Source organism: Myxococcales bacterium (assembly GCA_022184915.1).
Lineage (GTDB): Bacteria > Myxococcota_A > Polyangia > Fen-1088 > Fen-1088 > JAGTJU01.
On the sequence record JAGTJU010000004.1, the window covers coordinates 771381 to 793230 of the forward strand.

Consider the following 21850-nt stretch of genomic DNA (forward strand, 5'->3'; position numbering starts at 1 on the left):
GAGGGCGAGGGAAGCTGTGCGCCGGGGAGGCTCGCCATGAAATCGCAGGGTCCCAAAATCATCGCTCACCGGGGCGCGAGTGCGTGCGCACCCGAAAACAGCCTGGAGGCCTTCGAACGGGCCCGGCAGGACGGAGCCGACGGGGTGGAGCTGGACGTAAGGTTATGTGGCAGCGGCGAGCTGGTGGTCTTCCACGACGAAGACCTACGACGCCTCGGAAAGCGTGCCCAGCGGCTCGACGAACTTTCCTTCGAGGAGCTGCGAAACGTGCAGCTCGCGTCGGGCGTTCGCATCCCCACCCTTCGTGAAGTGTTCGAGGTGTGTGGACCCGACATGTTGGTCAATGTGGAGATCAAGACCGATCATCTCTGGCGTCCAGGGTTTTCCCGTCTCATCGAGGCCGTGGCCCAGGGGTTGAGGGATGTGCCGGAGCCCGCGCGGGTGCTCGTCTCGTCCTTCAATCCGCTGGCGCTGGTGGCCTCGCGCCGTCGCATGCCGGCCTTGATGCATGGCCTCTTGTTCGAGAAGGGAGGGCCGATGTGGGCGCGGGGAGCGCCGCTCGTTCCCTGGCTCTCCGTGCAAGCCGTTCATCCACAGAACGAACTCTGCACCGCTCACGAGGTGGCGCGGTGGAAGGGAGCGGGCTACGCCGTGAACGTCTGGACCGTAGACGATCCGCGGCGCATCCACGAATTGGCCGCCCTGGGGGTGGACGGGATCATCACCAACGATCCCTTGCGGGCACGACAGACGCTCGGCTGAGGACTTTGATGTCCGACGTCGCTCAGAAAGCGGTGTAGGGGGTGACGTCGACGGCGTTGCGGGCTACGCCGGCCGCTTCGAGCAAAGGCATGAGCTTCGCTTCGGTGGCCACCAGCGTGATCGCGAGGTCATGCGGATGCACATGGGTCGACAGGGCTCGTCTCACGTCCTCGGGGCTGGTCGATTCGACCCGAGCGGAAAACCCGTCCACCCAATCGCGAGGCAGGCCCTGCCTCTCCGCGGCGATGCGGCGCCACAAACGGGCGTCGGGCCCGTCGAGGTCGGAGGCGTAGGAGCCCGCCAGGAAGGTCTTGAAGAATCCGATGGTCTCGTCCTTCAAGGGGGTTTTCACGAGTTCGTCGTAAAGGCGCAGGACCAGCTTGAGCGTGTCCACTGCGTGGTCGACCCCCGTGAAGACCCAGCCGCGAATCATCCCGGAATCTCGGTAGGGTATGGCGTTCATGTAGGCGCCGTAGGCCCACCCGCGCTGCGTGCGGACCTCGTTCATGAGTGTGGCGTTCATGGCTTGTCCCCCGAACGCGGTCAGCCCAATCAGCAGAGGGACGTAGTCGGGATGGGTAGGGGGCAAACCGAGATGACCGAACATCAGCTGAACCTGCTGTCGGTCAGGCTTGTCCACGAGCTGAAGGCGCCAGCCCTGGGGAGGCCAAGTCCGCGGCATCCCGGACCCCAAACTCCGACCCACGGGCAGCTTGCCGAACCGAGCCGCGAGGGCGGACGCGAACGCCTCCGGGGTCACGGCGCCTGCGGCCCCGAAGATGAGGTTGCTTCCCGAGAACTGCTCCCGGAAGTGTCTCTGGGCCCGAGTACGTGAGATGCGTGCGACGCTCGCTTCGCCGCCCTCCGCGGGCTGGCCGTACGGGTGGCGTCCGAAGAGACGTTTCGCGAAGTTGCGCGCGCAGAGGCTGCGGTCGTCGTTGTGGCTCTCGGCGATCTGGGCCACGAGCTCGCGCTTGGTGCGCTCGAACTCCCCTTTGGCGAACTGAGGACGAAGCACCACGTCGGCGAGCAGGTCCAGGAAGGGCTCCAAGTTCTTCGACAGCACCCGTCCCACGAAGCGGGTGGACTCGGTGTCCACCAGGGCATCCAGGGACGCGCCGAGGTCGTCGAGCGCGTCGTCGAGTTGGGTCCTATCCCTTGTGCCCGCGCCCCGACGCGCCCCCTCGGCGGCCAGGTTCGACAGCCCTTCGAGGCGCTCGGGATCCGAGGCTGCGCCGCCGGCTGCGGCCACCACTACGGTGACGATCGGCAAGGCGTGGTTCTCCTCGACGAGCACGAGAGAGCCAGACGGGCCGGGAACGAAGGCCGGAAGTGATCCTTCGGACGAGGCAGGGGCGGGGGGGACAGTTTGAGACATGATGTGGGATGACGGCGTTGCGAGGTGCCAGGACGCGGACAGAAGGAGAACGAGGGCGTTCATCATGGGGTGGCGGAGGTATCGGGGGCGTGCCGCGGGTCTTCGTCGGCATCATCATTGGCTGCGGGGACGGCCACGGCCACGACGCGAGGCCGCTTGCGCAGGTACTCGTGAGCCACCCTCTGGATGTCCGCGGCCGTCACGCCTCCATAGGCTTCGGCCCGTGTCATGAGGTTTCGGTAACTACCCGTGGCCACCTCGAAGAGTCCCAGCTGCTCCGCGCGCCCCTCGCTGCTGGCAAGTCCGCTCCAAAAATCCATGGCGAGGCGGTTCTTGGCTCGTTCGAGCTCCGGAGGCGAAACTGGGGTCGCGGCCAGGTCTTCGATGAGGGCTTCGATGCGTGCTTCGGCCTGGGCGGCGGCTTTTCCCGGTCGCATCTGAACCCAAAAGACGAGAAGGTTCGATGCCCGGGTGGCATGGGCCTGGCATTCGGCCGACGAAGCTAGCTCACCCTCGACCACCAGCGCCCGGTTTAGCCGAGAGCCCGGGCCACCGCTGAGAAGCGCCTCCATGACCTCGAAGGCCGGGCGGTCCGGATGCCCCATCGACGGGGCGCCGACGGCCAGGGCGAGGCGGTCGGCGGGAACGGGCCACGGGATGGTCTTGCGGGCTTTGACCACCGGACCTTGCTCTTTCACCTCGGGCCGCGGCGGAACCTCGACGGACGTGAGCCGCCCGTAGTGAACCGCAACGGTATCGAGCGCCATGGCTTCGTCGAACTTGCCCGCGATGACCAACACGGCGTTGTTTGGCCCGTAGTGCCGCCGATAGAATGCATGCACAGCTGCCTGGGGCACCTTCTTGATGTGCTCCATGTGCCCGATCACGGGCCAACGGTACGGGTGCTCTCGGAAGGACGCCCCGAGCACGAGCTCATCGAGGGTACCGTCGACGTTGTCCTCCGTGGTGGCCAGCCGCTCTTCGATCACCACCTGCCGCTCCGTTTCGATCTGCTCGGGACGCAGGGCCAAATGCTGCATGCGATCGGCTTCGAGCGACGCAGCGAGCGCCAGGGCTTTGGACGGGATGATGTTGACGTACGCCGTGAAGTCGACGTCGGTCATGGCGTTCGAGGAACCGCCGGCGGCCTCCATGCGGCGATCGAAATCACCTTCCTCGGCGCCTTCCGTCTGGGTGAACATCAGGTGCTCGAACAAGTGCGCGAGGCCTGTTTCCCCTTGGGCTTCGTTTTCGTCGCTCGAACCCACGCGAAACCACGTGGTGTACGCCACGGCGCGCGCGTTTTCGTCAGGTGCCAGGACGACCTCGAGGCCGTTCGGGAAGCGCCATTTCGAAAGGCGAAGCGCCCCGAGGTTGGCTTCGTCGATGCGGAGGGGTGTGAAGTCGGTTGTCATGGTCTGGTTCGAGGAGCCTGCGCGAGCCCCGGCCGGGACGCGCGTGGCCGAGCAGGCCGCTGACGCCAAGAGCGTCAGCGCAACGAGGCTGCGCATGCGGATGGCATACCACCTGGCAACCCGTTGCCGCCAGGAAGAGACATATGTCCGTCAGAAGCGGGCCAAAAGACTCAGGCTCAAACTATGGCGAGACAGCCGGTAACGCCCGGCCGCCGTGGGGCGAGCCCGCCCGCCCCGGTAGGCGGTGCATGCCGCCGTGGCCAGGTCGTAGCCGCTGTCGACACAGCTGACGGCGTCGCCAGGCGCGAACGCCGAGGAGGAGACATCTTGGGTGGGAACGATGGCCAACGCGTAGCCCGCGCGCAGGAGGACTCTACCGATGCGCAGCTCTGCCATGGCGTGGGGCTCGAAGGTGAGTCCATCGACCGCGATGGGGGTGATGTGGTCGCGGGGCACCGCGCTCGTGGCGACCCGCACTCCCATGCCCACGCGGCCCCAGGGGCCGAACCTTCGCATGCCGCGAACCCGCAGATCGATGCGATCGCGAAAGCCACGGTCCAAAACGATGCGGCTGCGGACGCCGGCGTCACCAAACCCTGAGCCCGCCGGGCCCGCCAGGGTGAGCACCAGGCGATCGTGAGCGGAGAACGTTTGGTAACGGGCGATGCCGGTGAACGACCAGCGCTCGTGTTCCTTCCAGGTGACGCCCAGCATGTAGGCATCGGGCAGACGGTAGCTGAGTTCGCCATCGATACACGGGGCCGTGTCGACGGGCGGGCAGGGTGAGCTGGCTGTGGCGCCGCTGCCGCGGGTGATTCGCCCCCTCTCCACGTCGAGGCGGACGCCGTCACCGTCGTTTCCGAGGGCCCGGCTGGCGTAACCGACACCGATGGACAGAGGCCCACGCAGATAGTGCAGGCCCGCGCCCAAGGTGAACGCTGGTGAGGTGGCAAAGGGCGACTGGCCCGCATTGATTTCGTAGCGGGTGGTGGCAGCCGGGTTCTCGAACCCACACGGCAGGCCGCCGCAGCTGGCGGTAATGCCAGGTGAGCCCTGGTTGATGGCGGTGTCTTCGTCGAACGTGAACCGGCCCGCGGGGAAGAGGAAACCGGGGGCAAGACCCACGTGCAGGTGCTTACCCATGCGCACGGCCAGGGCGGGGACGAGGGCGAAGTTTCGGAGATCGAGTTCGATGCCGTGATAGCGCGTGGGCGGGTTGCCATCGGCGCCCGGGCTGTAACGGACGTGTTCGAACGACGGCCAGTACGCAGCAACGGCGAGAGTGAAGCGCCCGAGTACGTTGGCGCCGATCCCGAGGAACCCGCCGGGGCCGGGTGACCAGGGTTTGGGCCAGGTCGTCTCGTTGCCGAGCGCTTCGGGGAAGCTGACGCCCGGCCCCGGACGACCGCTGGTGGGGTCGATGGGAGCGCGCTGTACGGTCGTACGGGTGGATCGGACCATCCCCGAAAGGTGCAGCTCCGTGCCGGTGAGCAAAGAAAGGGCGGCCGGATTCCAGTAGACGGAGGTGAGGTCACCCGTGGTCGGGCCCGCGAATCCCACACCGCCCACGAACGGTTCGTCGAGAGGGGTGCCGGTGGCGCGGGGTGAGTCCGCAGTGACCAGAAGCAATCCCAGGGCGAAGGCAAGGCCGCGCGCGAGCTGATGTCGGGAGCAGAGCGTGACGGGCGTGCGCAAACCGTTGCCACGATAGACGACGACGGTCGGGGCAGCAACGGTCTGTCCGTCGGGCGGAATGTGGGAAAGCCAGACTGCGACTTGCTCCGTCTCCCCCGGCTTGGTTAAGCTGGTTTCCGTGACCAAAGCGAGCGTCTCTTCAATCGCCGGCTGCTCGTGGATGCGGTCGACCGCAGCCGGTAGCCGGCGTGCTCCTCGGTGTCTGCGTCTTCGCGGGAGCCTGTGGCTGCTGTGGGCCGTGGGCGCGACGGTGATGTTGCCCGCCTGTGAGAAGGTGACGTCTGAGAGTATCGAGCGCTGGAAAGGCACGGTGAAGGGCCCGGACAAACTCGAGGATGCGTTCGAGGACGCCTCCCTCGCGCCCGCCCTTCGGGCCGAAGCGGCCGCAGCGCTCGTGTCCTTGGGTCGAAGCGAGGTGGTCAATCAGCATGTGGCTGCGCTTTCCCCCGAGGCGCGCGCACCCCTGGTCTCAGCCCTCGTGGCTCGCCATCTCGAGACGCTCGGCCGTGGAGAGCAGGGGCAACCCACGCAGGACGCCCGCGACGCCCTGTTTGGCTTGCGCGACCTGGCCCGCGAGACCGAGCGCCAGGCTATCGATCGCGCCCTGCTGACAGTCGTGGAGGCCCAGCTCCAAAAACCGGGCCAACTCGGGGCCAGCGCCAGCTTGAACAAGATCGTCGAGGCGCTGGGGGCTTCGGCGGCGCCCGTGCTGGTGAGCCTGATGGGGAAACCCGCTGCGCCCCATGCGGAGATCGCGGACCTGCTGACGAAGGTGGGCTCGGAAGACCACCGCGCGCAGGCGTCCGAGGCCTTGGTGGCCCTGGCGCCGAAGCTGTCGCCGGAAAGCGGAGATCTGTGGAGGGCCCTTGGCCTGCTGGGGGGGCCTGCCGCTCTGGCGTACCTCAAGAGGCAGGTCGACGGGGCCCCTTGGCAAAGGGCCCAGCAGGCCGCGCGGGCCTTGCAGCTGCGGCCTCAGCCCTCGCTGGGTGCGTTTGCGCTCGAGCGTGCCGACGATCCGAAAATGCACGGAAACGTGCGAGAGGAGATGTTCGGCCTGGCCGAGATTTGTTGCGGTCGGGGCACGGAGCCTGGCCTCCTGGCGCTCCTCCGGCGCACCCCGAACCCACTGGCGCGTTACCGAGCGTATGAGGCGCTCTTGCACGTAGCGGGCCCCGAGGGCATCGGGCCTGGGCTCGAGGCCTTCCCCGAAAAGGCGAGCTACGAGGCTGATGACTTGACTGAATTTTTGGTAAAGGACACGGCACGATTGGGCGCGGCGGCGCACGGGACCGTGGTGGATTTGTTGAACGCTCACAATGTGCTCAAACGCTGGGTGGGGGTGCTCGTGCTCGAGCAGATCGGAAGTGCCGAGGACGTGCCTCGGCTCGAAGGCCTTGCCCGGGACAAGGGGCGCTTGAAGGGCCTTCCTTCCGGCCGCAGCGTGGGCGAGGAGGCGAGCCGCGTCGCAAGGCACTTGGCCAAGGGGGCGTAGCTGAGCCACAATGCAAGGCCATTCTCCGCACCCCTCGGCGCAAGACCCCCGTTCCCCATCATGACCATCGATCTGAACAAAAAAACCCTCCGCCACTTCTACTGCCGCGATGCAATGTGGCAGTGTTTCGAGCGCATGTCGGAGGACTTCGATCGAGGCATCGACGACCTCATCAACGAGGCCATGCGCTACTTCGCGCGCGAAAAGGGGTACCTGGCCTCCCCGAACGACCCACCCGGCCTGCCGACTCCGCCCCCGCGGCTTCCGTCGGTGCCGCCCGCTCCGCCGCAGCGTCGGCCCAACCTGCCGACGCCGCCGCCCGCGCAGAGCCGAGCCCCCGTCACCCCGCCTCCTCCGCCGGCCGCGCGATCGACCGATGTTCCCGCCCCGCCGCTCTATCTCATCTTCGACAACCGCAAGTACCTCGTCGACAAGGAGCAGTTCATCATCGGTCGGGGTGCCAAAAGCTCGGATCTTCCCATCCGCGACGGCAACATCTCTCGCAAGCACGCCGCGGTCATCCGCCGCAGCGGGGCCTACTACATCAAGGACCTCGGTTCGACCAACGGCATCGACTTCGAGGGCAACCGGGTGGACAACCGCCGAATCGAAGAGGGCGACGTGTACTACCTCTGCGATTACGAGCTGAAGTTCACGTACAAATAAGCGTTCGTTGCCGAAGGCTTCGCAGAAGGAAACGGCTCTCGGGCGGGCCGTGGCGGCCGGTCTGACAGGCGGCATGGTCGCAGGAGCAGCGGATGCTGCGCTGGCCGTATGGCGCCTCGGGGACCAGCTCTTCGGGTGGCGAAAGGCGCAGCTGGTCTGTGTCGGTGTCGCCTTGGGCGCCGCCCTCGGCTTGGCGCTGGGGGGCCTCGGCTGGGCCCTGGCACGTGCCAGCGGCCGCCTCGGGGCAGCAAGCCGGTGGAGGCAAGGCGTCTGGCCCGCGCTCTTGGCCGCACCCGTCGTGTGGAGAGCTGCTTTTTCGCTGTTCTCGGGACCCAAGGCTTCCCAGATTCCGGGCCACGAAGTCTTGTCCTGGGGGCTAGCGCTGCTCGGCGTGGCCGTGTGCGGGCTTTCGGGCGTTTGGGTGAGCGTGACGGTCGTCGAAGGCGCGCGTTTGGGCCGCGTCCGGATCCTGGCAGGCGCGTGCTGGGGCGCCCTCGGTGTGGTGGCGACGGCCAACGCGTTCGTGCTGCCAAGACTCTATCCCTGGTTTCACGAGACGCTCGCTGCAACGGCCCTCGCCTTGGCCGTTTTGGGGGCCTGGCTGTCCCTGGCGCGATCGCCGCGCGTGAGGCATACGGTGGTTGCGTCGCTGGTGGCGGCGTCCCTGTGTGCTGCCGTCGCCCAGCAAGCGCTCGCAAACCGGCGGCAGGTGCGCTTCGCGCTCTTCGACAAGACCGCAGCCCTGGGGGTCTACGCCCGCTTTGTTCCTCTGCCGAGCGCCCGTCGGGTCTCGTTGACGAAAACGCGGCGCGATGGGGGCAATGCCCCCGCGGCGCCGGTGGGTGAGGGGCCCAAGCGTCCCGGTGCCGACGTCATCCTGGTCACGGTCGACGCCCTTCGGCCCGACCACGTCGGTGCCTACGGTTACGCGCGACCCACCACCCCGGCGCTCGACGCCCTGGCACGAACCAGCACCCGCTTCGTCCGTGCGTACACCCAGGCGCCACACACGTCGTTCGCCACCACGTCGATGCTCACCGGCAAGTACTACCCCACCTTGCTGCGGCTCAAGCAAGGTGACGAAGGCGAGCCCATCACCACCATCGTTCGGCGCTATGGTTGGAAGACGGCCGCGTTTTATCCGCCGGCGGTGTTTTTCGTGGGAGGAGACAAGCTTGCCGCCTTCAGAGACAGCGGTTTTCAGTTCGAGTACCTCAAAGTCGAGTTCCTCGATGCCGAGGCCCGCATCGATCAGATCGCGTCGTACTTCGAGACGGTCAAGCCCGAGCGCGCCTTCCTCTGGGTCCACTTCTTCGAGCCGCACGAACCCTACGAACGGCATGAAGGGCACGATTTCGGGCCCAACGATCGGGATCGCTACGACAGCGAAGTGGCCTATACGGACGCGGCCATTGCACGCCTCCTTGCCTACCTCGAGGCGCGGCGCCCCAACGCCATCGTCATCGTCTCGGCGGATCACGGTGAAGAGTTCGACGAACACGGCGGGCGTTATCACGGCAGCACGCTTTATGAGGAGCAGGTCCGTGTTCCCTTGATCATTCATGTCCCCGGGCTGCCTGCCCGCATCGTGGAGGGCCAAGCGGAGTTGGTCGATCTCGCGCCCACGATCTTGTCGTTGTTGGACATTCCCTTGCCCGCGCGGATGCGAGGAACGGACCTGGGGCCATGGCTTGCAGGAGCCTCGGACGAGGCGATGCCACCAGCCTTTGCGGAGGTCGAAGACAAACGCATGGTGGTGCATCGAGGCGACAAGCTCATCTGCGGGGGACAAGCGGGGGCGTGTCAGCTCTTCGATTTGAAGAACGATCCCACGGAACGCCAGAATCTGATCGACGAGGCGCCCGAGCGAGCGCAGGCACTGACCCGCTTGCTCGACGAGTGGCTCGACGCCCAAGGCCAGCTCGAGGCCCTCGAAGCCCCTGCGGAGTCGGGCCAGCTGCCACGTGCGCTCGCGCGGGGACGGCTAGGGGATGCGGAGGCGGCTCCGGGGCTGCTGGCGCTGGTGAGCGCGCCCGGGCCCGCGCCTCTGCGCGAGGAGGCGGCTCGGCTCCTCGTGAGCTTGCCTCCGCAAACGGAGCTCGCCGGGGCGCTATCACAAGCCGTCCCGACGCTCGAGGCAGACGTCCCGGGGCTCGCGACCTGGGTGGCGGTGGCGGCTTTCGCCGCTGGTAGCCCCTCGGACGCCGTGCAGGCGAGGGTGCGGCAGGCGCTCGCCCTGCCACACGCGGAGGTCCCTGCGGGGACAGGGCCGGCAGACCCTGAGGCTCCCTCGATGGACTTGCCCCTCGCGGCGGCGCTGGCCTTGGCCGAGACGGGCGCAAGCGACGGTGCTCCGACGCTACGGCGAGCCCTGGAACGGTGTGACGGTGGCGCGCTTTGCCGGCGCGTGGTGCGTGCTGTGGCCCGCTTGCAAGACCCAGGCGCGGTGCCCGCACTTCACGCGGCCCTGGAGCACGTGAACGTCAGGCTGGAGGTCGTGAAGGCCCTGGGGTCCATGCAAGATCTCCGTTCGGTGCCCGTGCTGGTCCAGGCGCTACGCTTCGACGAGCGGGTGCCGGTGAGGGCCGAAGCCGCCCGCGCTCTGGGGCGCATGGGTGTACCCGCGGCGCGGCGTGCACTGTCTCGAGCGGCGCGCCGGGAGCGCGAGCGGGTCGTGGCTGATGCGATCGCGGGAGCGCTCCGGGGCGACCTCAACCGGTAACGTCCAGCAGCCAGCGTCGGTACGGGCCGCTCACGGCCTCGGGCTCCAGCACGAGAAACTCGGGCACGTCGTAGGGATGGAGGGTCGCGAGGCGCGTGTGGAGCTCACCGAGCCGTTCGCGCCGGACCTTGAGGAGACACAGCACCTCGTCGTCCTCGCAGATCTCGTCCTTCCAGGCGTAGATCGAAAGTACCCCCGGGACCAGATTGGCGCACGCGGCCAGACGCTCCGAGACGAGCACCCGCGTCAGCTCTCGAGCCACCTCCAACGAGGGCAGCGTGGTCAACACCACGGCGAGGCCGTCGGCGCTCTCGACGGCGGTAGGGGGCTGCGTCCTATCCATGACGGAGCGAAAGCGTAGCCAGCCGCTCCCCGAGGAGGCAAGCCCTCACGACCGTTGACGTTGGGCACGGGGCGAGATACAACCCGCGCCCGGTGCTGATCGTTCAAAAATACGGCGGAACCTCGATGGGCTCCGTGGAACGAATCCAAAATGTCGCCCGTCGCTGTTTGGCCGCGCAACGGCAAGGCCACCGCGTGGCGGTGGTGGTGTCGGCGATGTCGGGCGAGACCAACCGGCTTTTGGGGTTGGCCCGTCAGATATCGGAAGATCCGAACGAGCGCGAACTTGACGTCATTGCGTCCACGGGAGAGCAGGTCTCGGTAGGCCTCTTGGCCCTGGCCATTCAGGCCCAAGGGGGCAAGGCCAAGTCCCTCCTGGGCCACCAGGTCCGTGTGCGGACGGACAGCGCGTACTCTCGCGCCCGGATCCGCACCATCGACGTTCAGGCCATCGTGCACGCGATGGACGAGGATGAAATCGTCGTGGTGGCGGGCTTCCAGGGCGTCGACGACAACGGGAACATCACCACGCTGGGCCGTGGGGGCTCGGACACCTCGGCGGTGGCCGTCGCGGCCGCGCTCAAGGCGGACGTGTGCGAGATTTACACGGACGTCGACGGGGTCTACACAGCCGACCCGAACGTGGTATCGAACGCCCGCAAGGTCGCCCGCATCAGCTACGAAGAGATGCTGGAGCTGGCCTCGCTCGGCGCGAAGGTCTTGCAGATTCGCTCGGTCGAGTTCGGGATGAAGTACGCCGTGCCCATTCACGTCCGTTCGAGCTTCAACGACAACGAAGGAACCTGGGTCGTGCCTGAAGAGAAAGCCATGGAAGACGTCCTGGTCTCGGGCGTCACTGCCACGCGAGACGAGGCAAAGATCACCCTGCTCGGCATTCAAGACACCACGGGCATTCACGCCCGGGTGTTCAAGCCGCTAGCTGACGCGGGCATCGTGGTGGACGTGATCGTCCAGGCCCTCAGCGCCGAGGGCCACACGAACCTCACCTTCACGTTGCCAAACGGTGACCTCAAGCGGGCACGCGACCTGCTGGTCAAAAACTGCGCCGATCTTGTGACGGCCGACAGAGTCCTTACCGAGAGCAACCTGTCCAAGGTGTCAATCGTCGGTGTGGGTATGCGCTCCCACGCGGGCGTGGCCGCCAAGATGTTCGAGCTGCTCGGGCAGGAGAACATCCGGATCCAGCTCATCTCGACCTCGGAGATCAAGATCTCCTGTGTCATCGACGCCAAGTACAGCGAGCTGGCCGTGCGCGTTTTGCACGACGGGTTCAAGCTCGCCGTAGCGGCGTCCTGAGGAACCATCGCGGGCGCGCGAGGTCAGGGCCCCGCGCGCCGGCTCGTTTCAGCCTGCGTTTCTGAGACCTGCGGCCACACCCACGAGCGAGGACATGAGCGCTCGTTCCAGAGCGGGACGCGTGGGGCTCTCGGGCGGCGTGTCCCGGTAGCGGCGCAGCAGCTCCACTTGCACCCGGCCGATCGGGTCGACGTAGGGATTCCGCAGGTCGATTTGGCGCGCCAGCGTGGGATGCTGGCCCAAGAGGGGACCTTGGAAGGTCTCTTCGAGCAGCTGACATGCCTCGAAAAAGGCCTGTTCCAGCCGTGGAAAAAAGCGGTCCGCGAGCTCGGGCTCCACCAGGCTGAGGTAGGCGCGGGTAACCTGAAGGTCCGCCTTGCCGAGCGCCGTCGCCGCGCTGTCGAGGGTGCTCGCGAAGAACGGCCACGCGGCAAACATCTCGCGCCGCAGGGCAAGGGGAAGACTGCGAAGTCCTTCGGCGAGGCCATAGAAGGAAGGTACGGGCAAGCGTACCTGCGTCCAGGACATGACCCAGGGGATGGCGCGTAGATCGCGGAGCTCCCGCACCCGGCCCGAGCGGTAAACGGGCCTGGAGGCGATCTTGAGTGCTCCGATCTCGCGAATGGGCGTGAACTGCTCGTAGAAGGCGAAGAACCCCGGGGTGGCAAGCAGCTCCCGGTAGGCCTGGGTCGACAACTGCGAAGCGCTCGTGAGCCGCTGTCGCCAGTCATCGGGAACCTCTCCGTGCTCGCCCCGGGCGTCGCGTGCGGCGGCGCGGGTGAGGTGAAACAGGAGCTGCTCGAGGTGCCGGTGCGCGAACTCGGGGTGGCTGTAGCGATCCGCCAGCGCCTCGCCCTGTTCGGTCAGACGCATGCGGTAGCCCACCGTGCCCGGCGGCAAGCTAGCAAGCGCACGGCCTGCGCTGCCCCCACCGCGGGCCGTGGACGTACCGCGGCCGTGAAAGAACCACACCGGCACGCCGAAGCTCTTCCCCACCGCCGTGATGGCTTCCTGCGCCCGGTAAAGCGCCCAATTGGCCGCGAGAAAGCCCGCGTCCTTGTTGGAATCGGAGTAGCCGATCATCACCTCCAGCCCGCTGCGCCCGCGGACGTGGGCGGCAAAGATGGGCTGGCCGAGCAAACGACGAACGGTTTCGGGTGCGTTTTCGAGATCGGCAAGCGTCTCGAAGAGAGGTACCACGTCGAAAGGAAGGGCTTCACCCGGGCGGTACAGGCCCACCTCGCGCGCAAGCACCAAGACCTCGAGCATGTCCGCAGCGGATCGGGTCATGCTGACCACGTAGGCACCGCGGGCCTTCCACGCCGCAAGCGCTCCCAACGCCACGGCCAGCGTGCGGCTTTGGGGGCTGTACCCCACGGGTGCGAGCGGGCGGGCGCTCGCCAGCTCTTGGGCCAGCAGCGCTTCGCGGACCTCGGGCGTGAACGAGGCGTAATCGCTGGTCAGTCCCGCCGCCTGGAAGAGCTCAGCGACGGCCTCGCCATGCGCCCTCGACTCTTCACGCAGATCGAGAGCGACGAGATCGAGCCCGAAGGCCTCGGCCCGCACCTCCATGGGGCGCACCAGCAGCTCGCGGGCCGGCGAGAGCGACAGGGCGTCGAGGGTGTCGCCGAGCAGCTCCAGATCAGCGAGAAGCGCGGGGGCAGTTTTATAGCCCTCCTCGCGCCCTTCCGAAAGCGCGTCGAGGCGACGGGTGATCGCGCGACAGAGGCCGCGTAGCGGTTCGTCGGGAAAGAACGTTTCGGGAGGCAGGCCTGCCACCACCGCTTGCAGCCTGGCCAACACCTCCGAGGGGAAGGTCAGCCTTTCCGTGGACACGGACAAATCGCGCACCAGCCCCTCGAGGGCGGCTGCGTAGCCCCGGACGGCCTCGCGCCGGGCGAAGGCCTGGGCCCACGAGGTGACTTCGGGCAGCACATTGGGGTTTCCGTCCCGATCGCCGCCTATCCAGCTGCGGAACACCACAGGGGGAGGCAGATTGGCCTTCCGCCCGTAGTGCGCCTCGAGCGCGGCTTCGAGGCCACGCACCAGACGGGGCAGGGTGAACCACAGCACCTGCGGTAGGTAGTGCAGGCTGCCGCGCACTTCGTCTTCCACGGTGGGCCGGGCGTGTCGCATGTCGCGCGTGCCCCACAAGAGACCCACCCGCGCATCGATCTCCGAAAGGTCGGCCCGCTCCAAGGCTCGTTCCACGGACTCGAGATGTTGTCGTACCGAACGGCGGCGGGTCTCCGTGGGGTGAGCCGTGAAGGTGAGGTGCAGCTTGACCGAGGAGAGCAACGAGACGGCCTCCTCGAAGCTGAGCCCCTGGGTTTTGAGATCGCCCACGAGCGCCATCAGCGACTCTCGGCGGGGACTCTCTGCGCTGCTGTTGGCCTCGCGGGAGGCGTTCACACGGGCGCGGTGACGTTCCTCGGCCAGGTTCACCAGGTGGAAGTAGAGCGTGAACGCCAGCACCAGGCCCTCAGCATCCTCGACCGGGAGGCCCGCGAGACGCGCACGGAGGGCATCGGCTTCGTGCTGTGCATCCTCACCCGAGCTGGACGTTTGCCGCAGATTCTTGACGGCGGCGCGCACCTCGTCCGCGAGGCGAAACAGCGATTCGCCCGAAAGCGCCGCGATTTGTCGGGTCAGCGCGCGCGCCAGCAGGTTCACCTCCTGGCGCAGGGGAGCGGGTGCGGCAGCGAACATGACGTCAGCCGCAGATTCAGAAGGCGATGATGATGAGAGGAACGACTTCGGCTCTGTCATGGGAATTCCGGGGCAGACGGGCCCGCAAGAAGTCCTGACGCGTTCTTCCGGGTTTGACAAGACCTGTCTCGAACGAGAGGTCCCGTGCTTCGGATGTGTTTCCAACTCAAAGGCCAGCGGGCGAGGGGGGCGCCTGCGGGCCCGGCGGGCCTCTCAGCTGCCGCCGAAGAGGCTCTCGCCCTCGGCCACCAAGGCCTGAGCGTCCACGGCGAGGGTCATCCAGCCTGCGCTGTACTCGCTGCGGGCCAACACCTCACCGGTTGGCGTGCTGCCTTCAGACCCAGCGCTCGAGGCCCCCACACGAGCCAGGTCGAGGTGCCCCAACGGTTTGCCGCGGTAAAAGTACTCTACGCGAACGACCACCGTGGGCTCGCCGCTTGCGGGCTTTTCGTCCTTTCCCAACACATCCGCAGGAAACAAAGCAAACACCCGGTCGTGCCAGTTTCCCGCCGTTTGATCCGGCTTGTCGGGGGTCTCCGCAGGGAGCAGATCACCACCCGGACGGTTCTCGAAGCGGCGGAACTGGAACTCCTTCTTTTTGCCATTCGCCGTGATCACCAGCTTGTCGATGTCCTGCAGCGCGAAGGCGTGGAGCTTTCGCTCTACTAGATTCGATCGTGCCGCCTGAAAATCCGTGAGGATCTGGCGGGCCACGATGTACACCTGTCCGTCTTCCACGTCGCGCACGTAGGGCTCCGTGCCGCCGGGCGGTGGAGGCGCCAGGTCGAAGGTCTTCGTGATGCCCTTGTAGGTGACCGTCACCCGCTTTTTGGGTTCGGCCAGGCCCAGATCCTTGAGCTTGTCGGCATCGAGTACACCCAGCGCACGGGAGGCCTTGAGGGGCGCAAAGAGCGTCCAGAGCTTGTCGGCGCCGTCGTTGCCCCTGACCGTCCGCTCGGGAATGGCCGTTTGAACCACGGGGTGTCCGGAGGGAAGGTCGACGCTTGCGCCGCCGCGACCCGCAAGGCGCACCCAGACGGCACGCCCATCGTCCAGCGTCGTGCTGCTGAGCTCGACCCAGTCGCGCACCTTGATCTCGGGTGGCGGCGTCGCGGTCTTGTCGTCTGGCGCTTTGCTGGGCGCCACGCGATCGAGTTCCTCATAGCGAACCGTTTGCAGCTCACTCTTCGTGATGTCGAGCACGTAGGCCTGACCGCTCTCCAAAGACGGTTCGCGTTGCCAGGTCAGGTAGGCGGCCACGAGGCCGGCCAGGGCCAATAGGCCTTGGATGGTGGCGGCACGACGGGTCACTGGGGCTTCTCCTGGTTGTCACCCGAGACGGGCGATTGCGTGGTGGCTTCGGTCTTCGGGACCGTCCTGGTCGCTGGTTTGGGTTCGAGCGGTTTGCGGAGACGCGCTCTTCGGCCGCGGCGGGTGAAAGCGAGGCCGAAGGCGACGACGAATGCCGGGGCCAAGACCACGGAGCCGTAGAACCAGGCCAAGTCTTGCTTGCGGGTGTGGACGATGGCGACGTCCTCCTCGTTGTTGATCCGACCGGCCGTTCGCTCTTCACCGCCCAACCAACGTACGGCGTCGAGGAACAGGGCCGCGTTGCCCTGGTTGCGCACGGCGACGTCGGTAAGGGCGTCGGAATCGGCCAGCACCACCACACGCCCCTCTTCTTCCGGAAGCACCGCGCTCGCCGTCCGCTTGGTGACGACGGCGGTCAGCTCGTAGGCCTTGCGCACTTCGGTTCCGCTGTCGAACTCGAAGTTTCCGTCGACGTCGTTCCACGTCTTGTTGTCGGCGTGGATGGTAAACCGTCGGTTCGTTAGCCCCCCCGGGCTCTCCGAGATGTTGTCGAGGTGTCCCGAGGTGGGAAACACCACGGGCAGACGCTTTCCGTAGCGGGACAACGTGGTGACCGACGCGTGCGAGGAAAAGTTCGCCGTGATCACGTTCACGCGATCGGAGGTTTGGAAGGTGCGCGTGGCGAAGATCTGGTCATGAGCCAGGGTCGCGGGCGTGAACTTGAGCCCCAGCGGGTCGAGCAGATTCTCGAAGCCCATGCCGGACTCGGGATCGAGGGCCAAGAGCAACCGCCCTTTGCGGTCGACGTACCGCTCGATCGCGGTGGCCTCTTCGGGAAGGAAGGCTTCCTTGGGGCCCACGACCAGCACGATGGTGGCATCGGCGGGCACGCCCGACGCCAACCCTTCAGCCATGCCGAGATCCCGCACCTCGTACCCCTGGTCCATCAACAAGCCCCGGATGAGGCCAATCGTGGCCCGGCGATCCGTGTCGCCGATCGTGCTGGGTGAACGCTCCCCGTGGCCCTGTGTGATATAGGCGATGCGCGGCGGCCGCGTTACCCCAAGGAGGCGTTTGTTCACCTCTTCGTCGAGGCGGCGGAGCTGGTCGCGTCCGCGTTCGAGCTCGAGCGGCACGGCGATCTGCTCGCGCACCTTGTCGCGGCCGATGACGATGATGCCGTTGCCGCTGACCCCGAGTTCCCTTGCTTTTGCGGGGTTTAGGGCCTGATCGTGAGTCTCGACGCTCAGCAGGTTCGACTTCGCCTTCAGGTCCTCGAAGTAGCTTTCCACCTCCTCGTGAACGTCGTTGGCAGGGGGGAAGAAGAGGTAAACCTGGACGGGTTTATCGAGGGCGCCCACGATGGCGAGAGTGCTCTCCGCCGCTTTGGCGACGCGAAAGTAGGAGAGGTCCTTCTTGATGTCACGCTCCGACGCGACGTAGGCGAAGGAAAACACGAACACCAAAGCGAAGCCGATGCCCAGACCCGATGTCATGGCGGCCCGCACGCGCGCGAGGTCGCGAACGGGGGCCCTGGCCATGCCCGCCAAAGACAGCTCCACGAACACGACCGGCAAGGTGCCAAGCACCATGCACGCGGGCCACAAGGTGCCGAACACGGCGGCGAGGCGGGGCCAGGTCTTTGCGAGAGTATGACCCGTCAGGTGGAAGTAGACGTCGGAGGAGAGGAAAAACGCGAAGAGGGCGAGCGTGCCCAGCCCGTAGAGGGCCAACAGGGCCCGTTCGGGGCCACGCTCGGCGGCGGGGCGTCGACGGCTAACGGCGAGCTGCCAGGCCACCGCCGCCCCGACCAACACCACGCCAAAGACGGTGGCGCCCGTCGAAGCGCCTCCGCTCACGAGAATCCTCTGCCCCACGAAGACCGTGAGGAGCCCCAGCCCGTACACGAGGGAGGGCAGCGGCGTGGCCGCATGGTTCGTCTTCGAAGTTAGCGCCATCGTCGAGCCTCCAAAACGCGCGTGGCCGCAAAGAGCGCGAAATAAATCACCGCGAAGTAATAGACCACGTCACGCAAATGAATGACCCCCTTGGCGAACGGGGTGAAGTGTTTGTGGAAAAGCGCGATGGAAACGAAGAATTCGTTGAAGGGACGCTCCGTAACCCTGGCCAAGATCCAGGCCACCAACATGATGGCCACCAATACCGTGGAGATGATCACGGCCATGACCTGATTCTTGCCCAACGCCGACCCGAAGGTTCCGATCGCCAGCGTGGTGCCACTCAGCAGCATCAGGCCCAGGTACCCCGCAACGAGGTGTCCGAACGAGATCTTCCCGTTGACCAGGATCATCAACGGCAGGTAGAGCGTGCCCAAAATCAGCAGCCACAGGAAGGCGAGAGCACCGAGGTACTTGCCCAGGATGATGTCGCGGTCACGCACGGGCGATGACGCAAGCAAAACGATGGTCCCCGTTTGCTTCTCCTCCGCCACGAGCCGCATCGAAAGGGCGACGCTACAGATCATGCTAGCCCCGCTGGAGTAAAAGAAGAAGCCGTACAAGACCTCCGCAGAGCGGCGTTCGCCGTCGCCCATGGCGAAGGCGTGAAAGAGGATGCCCACGGAGAGCAGGTACACCCCGGCGATCACGTAGCCGCTCATCGCGCGGAAATACGCGCCGAGTTCCCTCAGCGCCACCAGTTTCACATTGTTCATGATGCCACGTCTCCCGTCGTACGGCCGTCCGCGGGGGTGTTGCGGTCAGCCGTCAGCTCGAGGAACACCGATTCGAGCCGCGAGGACGCGCGCCCCATCTGCAAGAGGTCGAGCCCGCCTCCCACGATGGCGCGAGCCAGGTCCGCGCGCAGGTCGAGAGGAGCGCTCACGCGGAACGTGACTTCGGTGCCGACCTCCGCAAGCTTCTGCACCTTCGTGACCTTGTGAACCTGCTCGAGGATCTGAGCGGCGCGCGGCAGAGTCACCGCGCACCGTAATCTCCGATTCGCCTGCGCGCTCCATGAGGTTCGCCAAATCGTTTTCCGAGCCCTGCGCAACGATCTCGCCTTGCTGAATCACCAACAGGGCGGTCGCAAGTCTGGCTGATCTCGGCCAAAAAGTGGCTGGAGATGAGCAGGGTGTGTTCCCCGCGGAGCGCCTTGATGAGGTTCCGCATTTCGACGATCTGAACGGGATCTAGCCCGCTCGTGGGTTCGTCGAGAATCAACAGGGAGGGCCGATGCACGAGGGCCTGAGCCAACCCGACGCGCTGACGATAACCGTGCGACAGCGCGCTGATGAGTTCGTCGTGCACCTCCTGCAGGGCGGTTTTTTCTTCGGCCTCGGCCACCCGCTTCGGGGCCTCGGAGGCAGAGATCCCCCGGAGCTGGGCCGCGAACGACAAATAGCGGCCCACCGTCATTTCGTTGTAGAGAGGCGGCGTATCCGGCAGGAAACCGATTCGACCTCGCACCTCGTGGGCGTCGTCGATGGCGCTCCGGCCGTCGACCGTAACGCGACCCGATGTTGGCAACAGCACGCAGCTCAAAATCTTCAACGTGGTGCTCTTGCCAGCCCCGTTGAGACCCAGAAATCCCACGACCTCACCGGTTTCGATGTCGAAATCGAGGTCGCGAATCGCAGCGTGCTCCCCGTAATACTTCGTCAATCCGCGGACTTGAATCATGGGAAAGCCGTGACCTTATAACCTAGAATGGCGCCAGGCTCTATACTCCTGTTGCACCTTGTGGTTTGCCCAACCAAGCCGCTGCCTCGTTTATTCCCGCCGGGACCTCCAGACGCGCGGGGAATCCGTCTTTTCGAAGCGTGCGGGGGCTGTGGTGTGCCTGGCCGCCCTCGCGGTCACGTCGGCCTGCGGCGCCGATGGCGACCGGTCCCTCGGCACGCAGCAGGCTGACGCCACTCGCATCGCCCCCCCCGACTTCGGGAGCAGGGCCCCCGAGGTCTGCGGCCGCGCCACCCAGCCGCTGTCCTTTGCGCCGAAGGCGGTCGATATGCTCTTGCTCTTCGATCGCTCGGGGTCGATGTCCCAGGCCTTCGGGAACAGCTCCCGCATCGAGGTGGAGAGCCAGTTGCTCGAGGAGTGGCTTTGGGCCTACCACGACCGCATTCGCTTCGGCTTTCAGTCGTTCCCCAGGCCCGGCGGGTGCGGCCAGCCCTCTGTCTGCTGCGTGGATGAGCCCCAGGTGGCTCCGGCCTCGTTCACGGCAGCCGCCGTGGCGGCGGCGATCGAAGCTGCCTCGCCGGTGGACGGGAACACACCTACCGCGCAGGCGTTGTCGACGGCGGGGAGTTTCTTCGCGGCCCGGCCGCCCGCGGGGGCCGAGCGATATGTTCTGCTTTCGACCGATGGGCAACCGAGCTGCTTGGTTACGGGCGTGTTGGGGCAGGAGGTGATCCGGTCGGGGCAGCGCTTGGAAGGTCCGTGTGTCGACGCTCTCGCGGCGGTTCGCGGTCTGCGGGCGCTAGGCATAAAGGTGATCGTGCTGGGAATTGGGACCGACCTCGAGCTGGGCATCCAGGGGGCGCCGAGTTGCCTCGAGGACCTGGCGCGCGCCGGGGGTGCAGCCCGAGAGGCGGCAGACGGAGGCCCCTCGTTCTATTCGGCAAGGACCCCGCGCGAACTCGAGTTGGCGTTGCAGCGGATCTTCGGGGCGTTGGTCCAACCCTCGTGCACGATGGCGATCAGCCAGGAGGCCCCGGACCCCAACAATGTTTCGTTGTTCTTCGACATGTCCGAGGTCCCCTTCGATGCCAACCGTACGGACGGCTGGAACTGGCTCGAGGGCAACGCGGGGCGTGTGCTCGAGGTCTACGGGGCTCCCTGCCGGCGCCTCGAGCGACTTCAGGTGGCCGGCGTTGAGATTCGTTACGGCTGTGCGCCCTGCGAGACGCCAGGCTCGTGCCGTTGAGACGACGACCCGGCGCGTGGTCCGAACGCTCGCAGGGACGCCCGGCCTACAGCACCGTGATCCAGTTGTCGGGATCCGGGGTGCGCCCGTATTGAATGTCGGTAATCGCCTTGAAGAGGCGCTGTGACAGCTCTCCCGGCTTGCCGTCGCTCACGGCGAACCGCTGGTCCTTCCAGCCAAGCTCGCCCACCGGCGAGATCACGGCGCCCGTACCGCAGCCGAAGACTTCGACCAGCTGCCCTTTGCGTTGGGCCGCCAGCAGTTCCTCGACGGTGATCCGGCGTTCGTTCACGGCCAGGCCCCATTGGCGCAGCAGGTGGATGACGCTGGCCCGGGTGACACCCGAAAGGATGGTGCCCGTGAGCGCGGGGGTGGCCACCTCGTCTCCGATACGGACGAAGAGGTTCATGGTACCCACCTCTTCGAGCGCCGTGTGTTCGATGGCGTCGGTCCAAAGCACCTGGGAGAAGCCGGCTGCTTTGGCGTCCTCGGCGGCTTTCAAACTCGCGACGTAGTTGGCCGCCGCCTTGACCGCTCCCAGGCCCCCCGGCGCCGCCCGCACGTAGTGGTCTTCGATCCGGATGCTGACCGGGCCGAATCCTTCCGCGTAATAGGCCCCCACGGGAGAGGTGATGATGAAGAACAAGTACTCCTTCGCGGGTCGCACGCCCAAAAAGGGTTCGCTGGCCACGATCGTGGGCCGGATGTAGAGGGCGGTGCCGGGAGACGACGGGATCCAGTCTTCGTCGGCGCGCACGAGGGCCTTGACGGCCTCCGCCACCAGGGCGGGCTCGATCCGCGGCATGTTCAGACGTTCAGCACCTTCACAAAGACGCGCGCTGTGGCGATCGAGCCGGAAGATGCGAATTTTGCCGTCGTCGCCTCGGTACGCCTTGATACCGTCGAAGAGGGCTTGCCCGTAGTGGAGGCCGGCGGCAGCGGGATCGAAGGCCAGCGGCCCGTAGGGGACGATCCGCCCGTCGTGCCATCCCTTCCCCTCGTGATAGTCGAGTTGCAGCATGTGGTCCGCGAAGACGGTGCCGAACTTCAACGCGGCGTCGGGTTTGCGCGCGCGAGGCGTGGTGGTGCGTTGAACGGGAAAGCTGACGGACGACATGCGACTCCTCTGGGATCAGAAAGGGAAGGGCGAGTTT

General features: G+C 66.4%; 15 protein-coding genes and 1 pseudogene. 6 read left to right on the top strand and 10 right to left on the bottom strand.

Features of this window, described 5'->3' with window-relative positions:
• Positions 1-36 precede the first annotated feature (36 nt).
• Positions 37-762 carry a glycerophosphodiester phosphodiesterase gene (locus KA712_18360; GenBank protein ID MCG5054932.1) on the top strand — a complete coding sequence of 242 codons (726 nt, stop codon included), beginning with the start codon at positions 37-39 and terminating at the stop codon, positions 760-762.
• 22 nt (positions 763-784) lie between these two features.
• Here the strand turns inward: KA712_18360 and KA712_18365 are convergent, their stop codons facing one another.
• The 3 genes from KA712_18365 to KA712_18375 are packed head-to-tail and all read right to left on the bottom strand — an operon-like array spanning position 785 to position 5250.
• Positions 785-2206 carry an insulinase family protein gene (locus KA712_18365; protein MCG5054933.1) on the bottom strand — a complete coding sequence of 474 codons (1422 nt, stop codon included), beginning with the start codon at positions 2204-2206 and terminating at the stop codon, positions 785-787.
• Positions 2203-3651, bottom strand: coding sequence for an insulinase family protein (locus KA712_18370; protein MCG5054934.1), 1449 nt, complete (start codon positions 3649-3651; stop codon positions 2203-2205). Before KA712_18370 ends, KA712_18365 begins: the two co-directional genes overlap by 4 nt.
• 54 nt (positions 3652-3705) lie before the next feature.
• A complete protein-coding gene (locus KA712_18375; protein ID MCG5054935.1) occupies positions 3706-5250 on the bottom strand; it encodes an outer membrane protein transport protein in 1545 nt (514 codons plus the stop codon).
• 118 nt (positions 5251-5368) lie between these two features.
• Between KA712_18375 and KA712_18380 the strand changes: the two genes are divergently transcribed.
• Genes KA712_18380 through KA712_18390 form a run of 3 tightly spaced genes read left to right on the top strand, consistent with a single transcriptional unit; the run spans position 5369 to position 10130 of the window.
• Complete coding sequence (locus tag KA712_18380) at positions 5369-6742, top strand: hypothetical protein (GenBank protein MCG5054936.1); 1374 nt, start codon at positions 5369-5371, stop codon at positions 6740-6742.
• A 60-nt stretch (positions 6743-6802) separates the two neighbouring features.
• Positions 6803-7408: an FHA domain-containing protein gene (locus tag KA712_18385; protein ID MCG5054937.1), complete on the top strand. Its 606-nt coding sequence runs from the start codon at positions 6803-6805 to the stop codon at positions 7406-7408.
• 7 nt (positions 7409-7415) lie between these two features.
• Positions 7416-10130, top strand: coding sequence for a sulfatase-like hydrolase/transferase (locus tag KA712_18390; protein MCG5054938.1), 2715 nt, complete (start codon positions 7416-7418; stop codon positions 10128-10130).
• Here the strand turns inward: KA712_18390 and KA712_18395 are convergent.
• The gene (locus tag KA712_18395) at positions 10120-10473 is read right to left on the bottom strand and encodes a divalent-cation tolerance protein CutA (GenBank protein ID MCG5054939.1); all 354 of its coding nucleotides are present in this window, start codon (positions 10471-10473) and stop codon (positions 10120-10122) included. The genes KA712_18390 and KA712_18395 overlap by 11 nt on opposite strands.
• Positions 10474-10565: 92 nt before the next feature.
• On the opposite strand from KA712_18395, the gene KA712_18400 reads away from it, so the two are divergent.
• Complete coding sequence (locus tag KA712_18400; protein MCG5054940.1) at positions 10566-11789, top strand: aspartate kinase; 1224 nt, start codon at positions 10566-10568, stop codon at positions 11787-11789.
• Positions 11790-11837: 48 nt separating this feature from the next.
• Here the strand turns inward: KA712_18400 and KA712_18405 are convergent, their stop codons facing one another.
• The 5 genes and pseudogenes from KA712_18405 to KA712_18425 all read right to left on the bottom strand — a co-directional run bounded on the left by KA712_18405 (position 11838) and on the right by KA712_18425 (position 19450).
• Positions 11838-14558 carry a phosphoenolpyruvate carboxylase gene (locus KA712_18405; protein ID MCG5054941.1) on the bottom strand — a complete coding sequence of 907 codons (2721 nt, stop codon included), beginning with the start codon at positions 14556-14558 and terminating at the stop codon, positions 11838-11840.
• Positions 14559-14711: 153 nt separating this feature from the next.
• Positions 14712-15809: a DUF4340 domain-containing protein gene (locus KA712_18410; protein ID MCG5054942.1), complete on the bottom strand. Its 1098-nt coding sequence runs from the start codon at positions 15807-15809 to the stop codon at positions 14712-14714.
• Positions 15806-17767, bottom strand: coding sequence for a GldG family protein (locus KA712_18415; GenBank protein MCG5054943.1), 1962 nt, complete (start codon positions 17765-17767; stop codon positions 15806-15808). The genes KA712_18410 and KA712_18415 overlap by 4 nt, the downstream gene beginning before the upstream one ends.
• The gene (locus KA712_18420; GenBank protein MCG5054944.1) at positions 17758-18483 is read right to left on the bottom strand and encodes an ABC transporter permease; all 726 of its coding nucleotides are present in this window, start codon (positions 18481-18483) and stop codon (positions 17758-17760) included. Before KA712_18420 ends, KA712_18415 begins: the two co-directional genes overlap by 10 nt.
• A pseudogene (locus KA712_18425) lies at positions 18480-19450 on the bottom strand (ABC transporter ATP-binding protein). The gene KA712_18420 and the pseudogene KA712_18425 overlap by 4 nt, the downstream one beginning before the upstream one ends.
• 58 nt (positions 19451-19508) lie before the next feature.
• Between KA712_18425 and KA712_18430 the strand changes: the two are divergent.
• Positions 19509-20696: a hypothetical protein gene (locus KA712_18430; GenBank protein ID MCG5054945.1), complete on the top strand. Its 1188-nt coding sequence runs from the start codon at positions 19509-19511 to the stop codon at positions 20694-20696.
• Between the two features lie 46 nt (positions 20697-20742).
• Here the strand turns inward: KA712_18430 and KA712_18435 are convergent, their stop codons facing one another.
• The gene (locus KA712_18435) at positions 20743-21813 is read right to left on the bottom strand and encodes a branched-chain amino acid aminotransferase (GenBank protein MCG5054946.1); all 1071 of its coding nucleotides are present in this window, start codon (positions 21811-21813) and stop codon (positions 20743-20745) included.
• Positions 21814-21850: the final 37 nt, after the last annotated feature.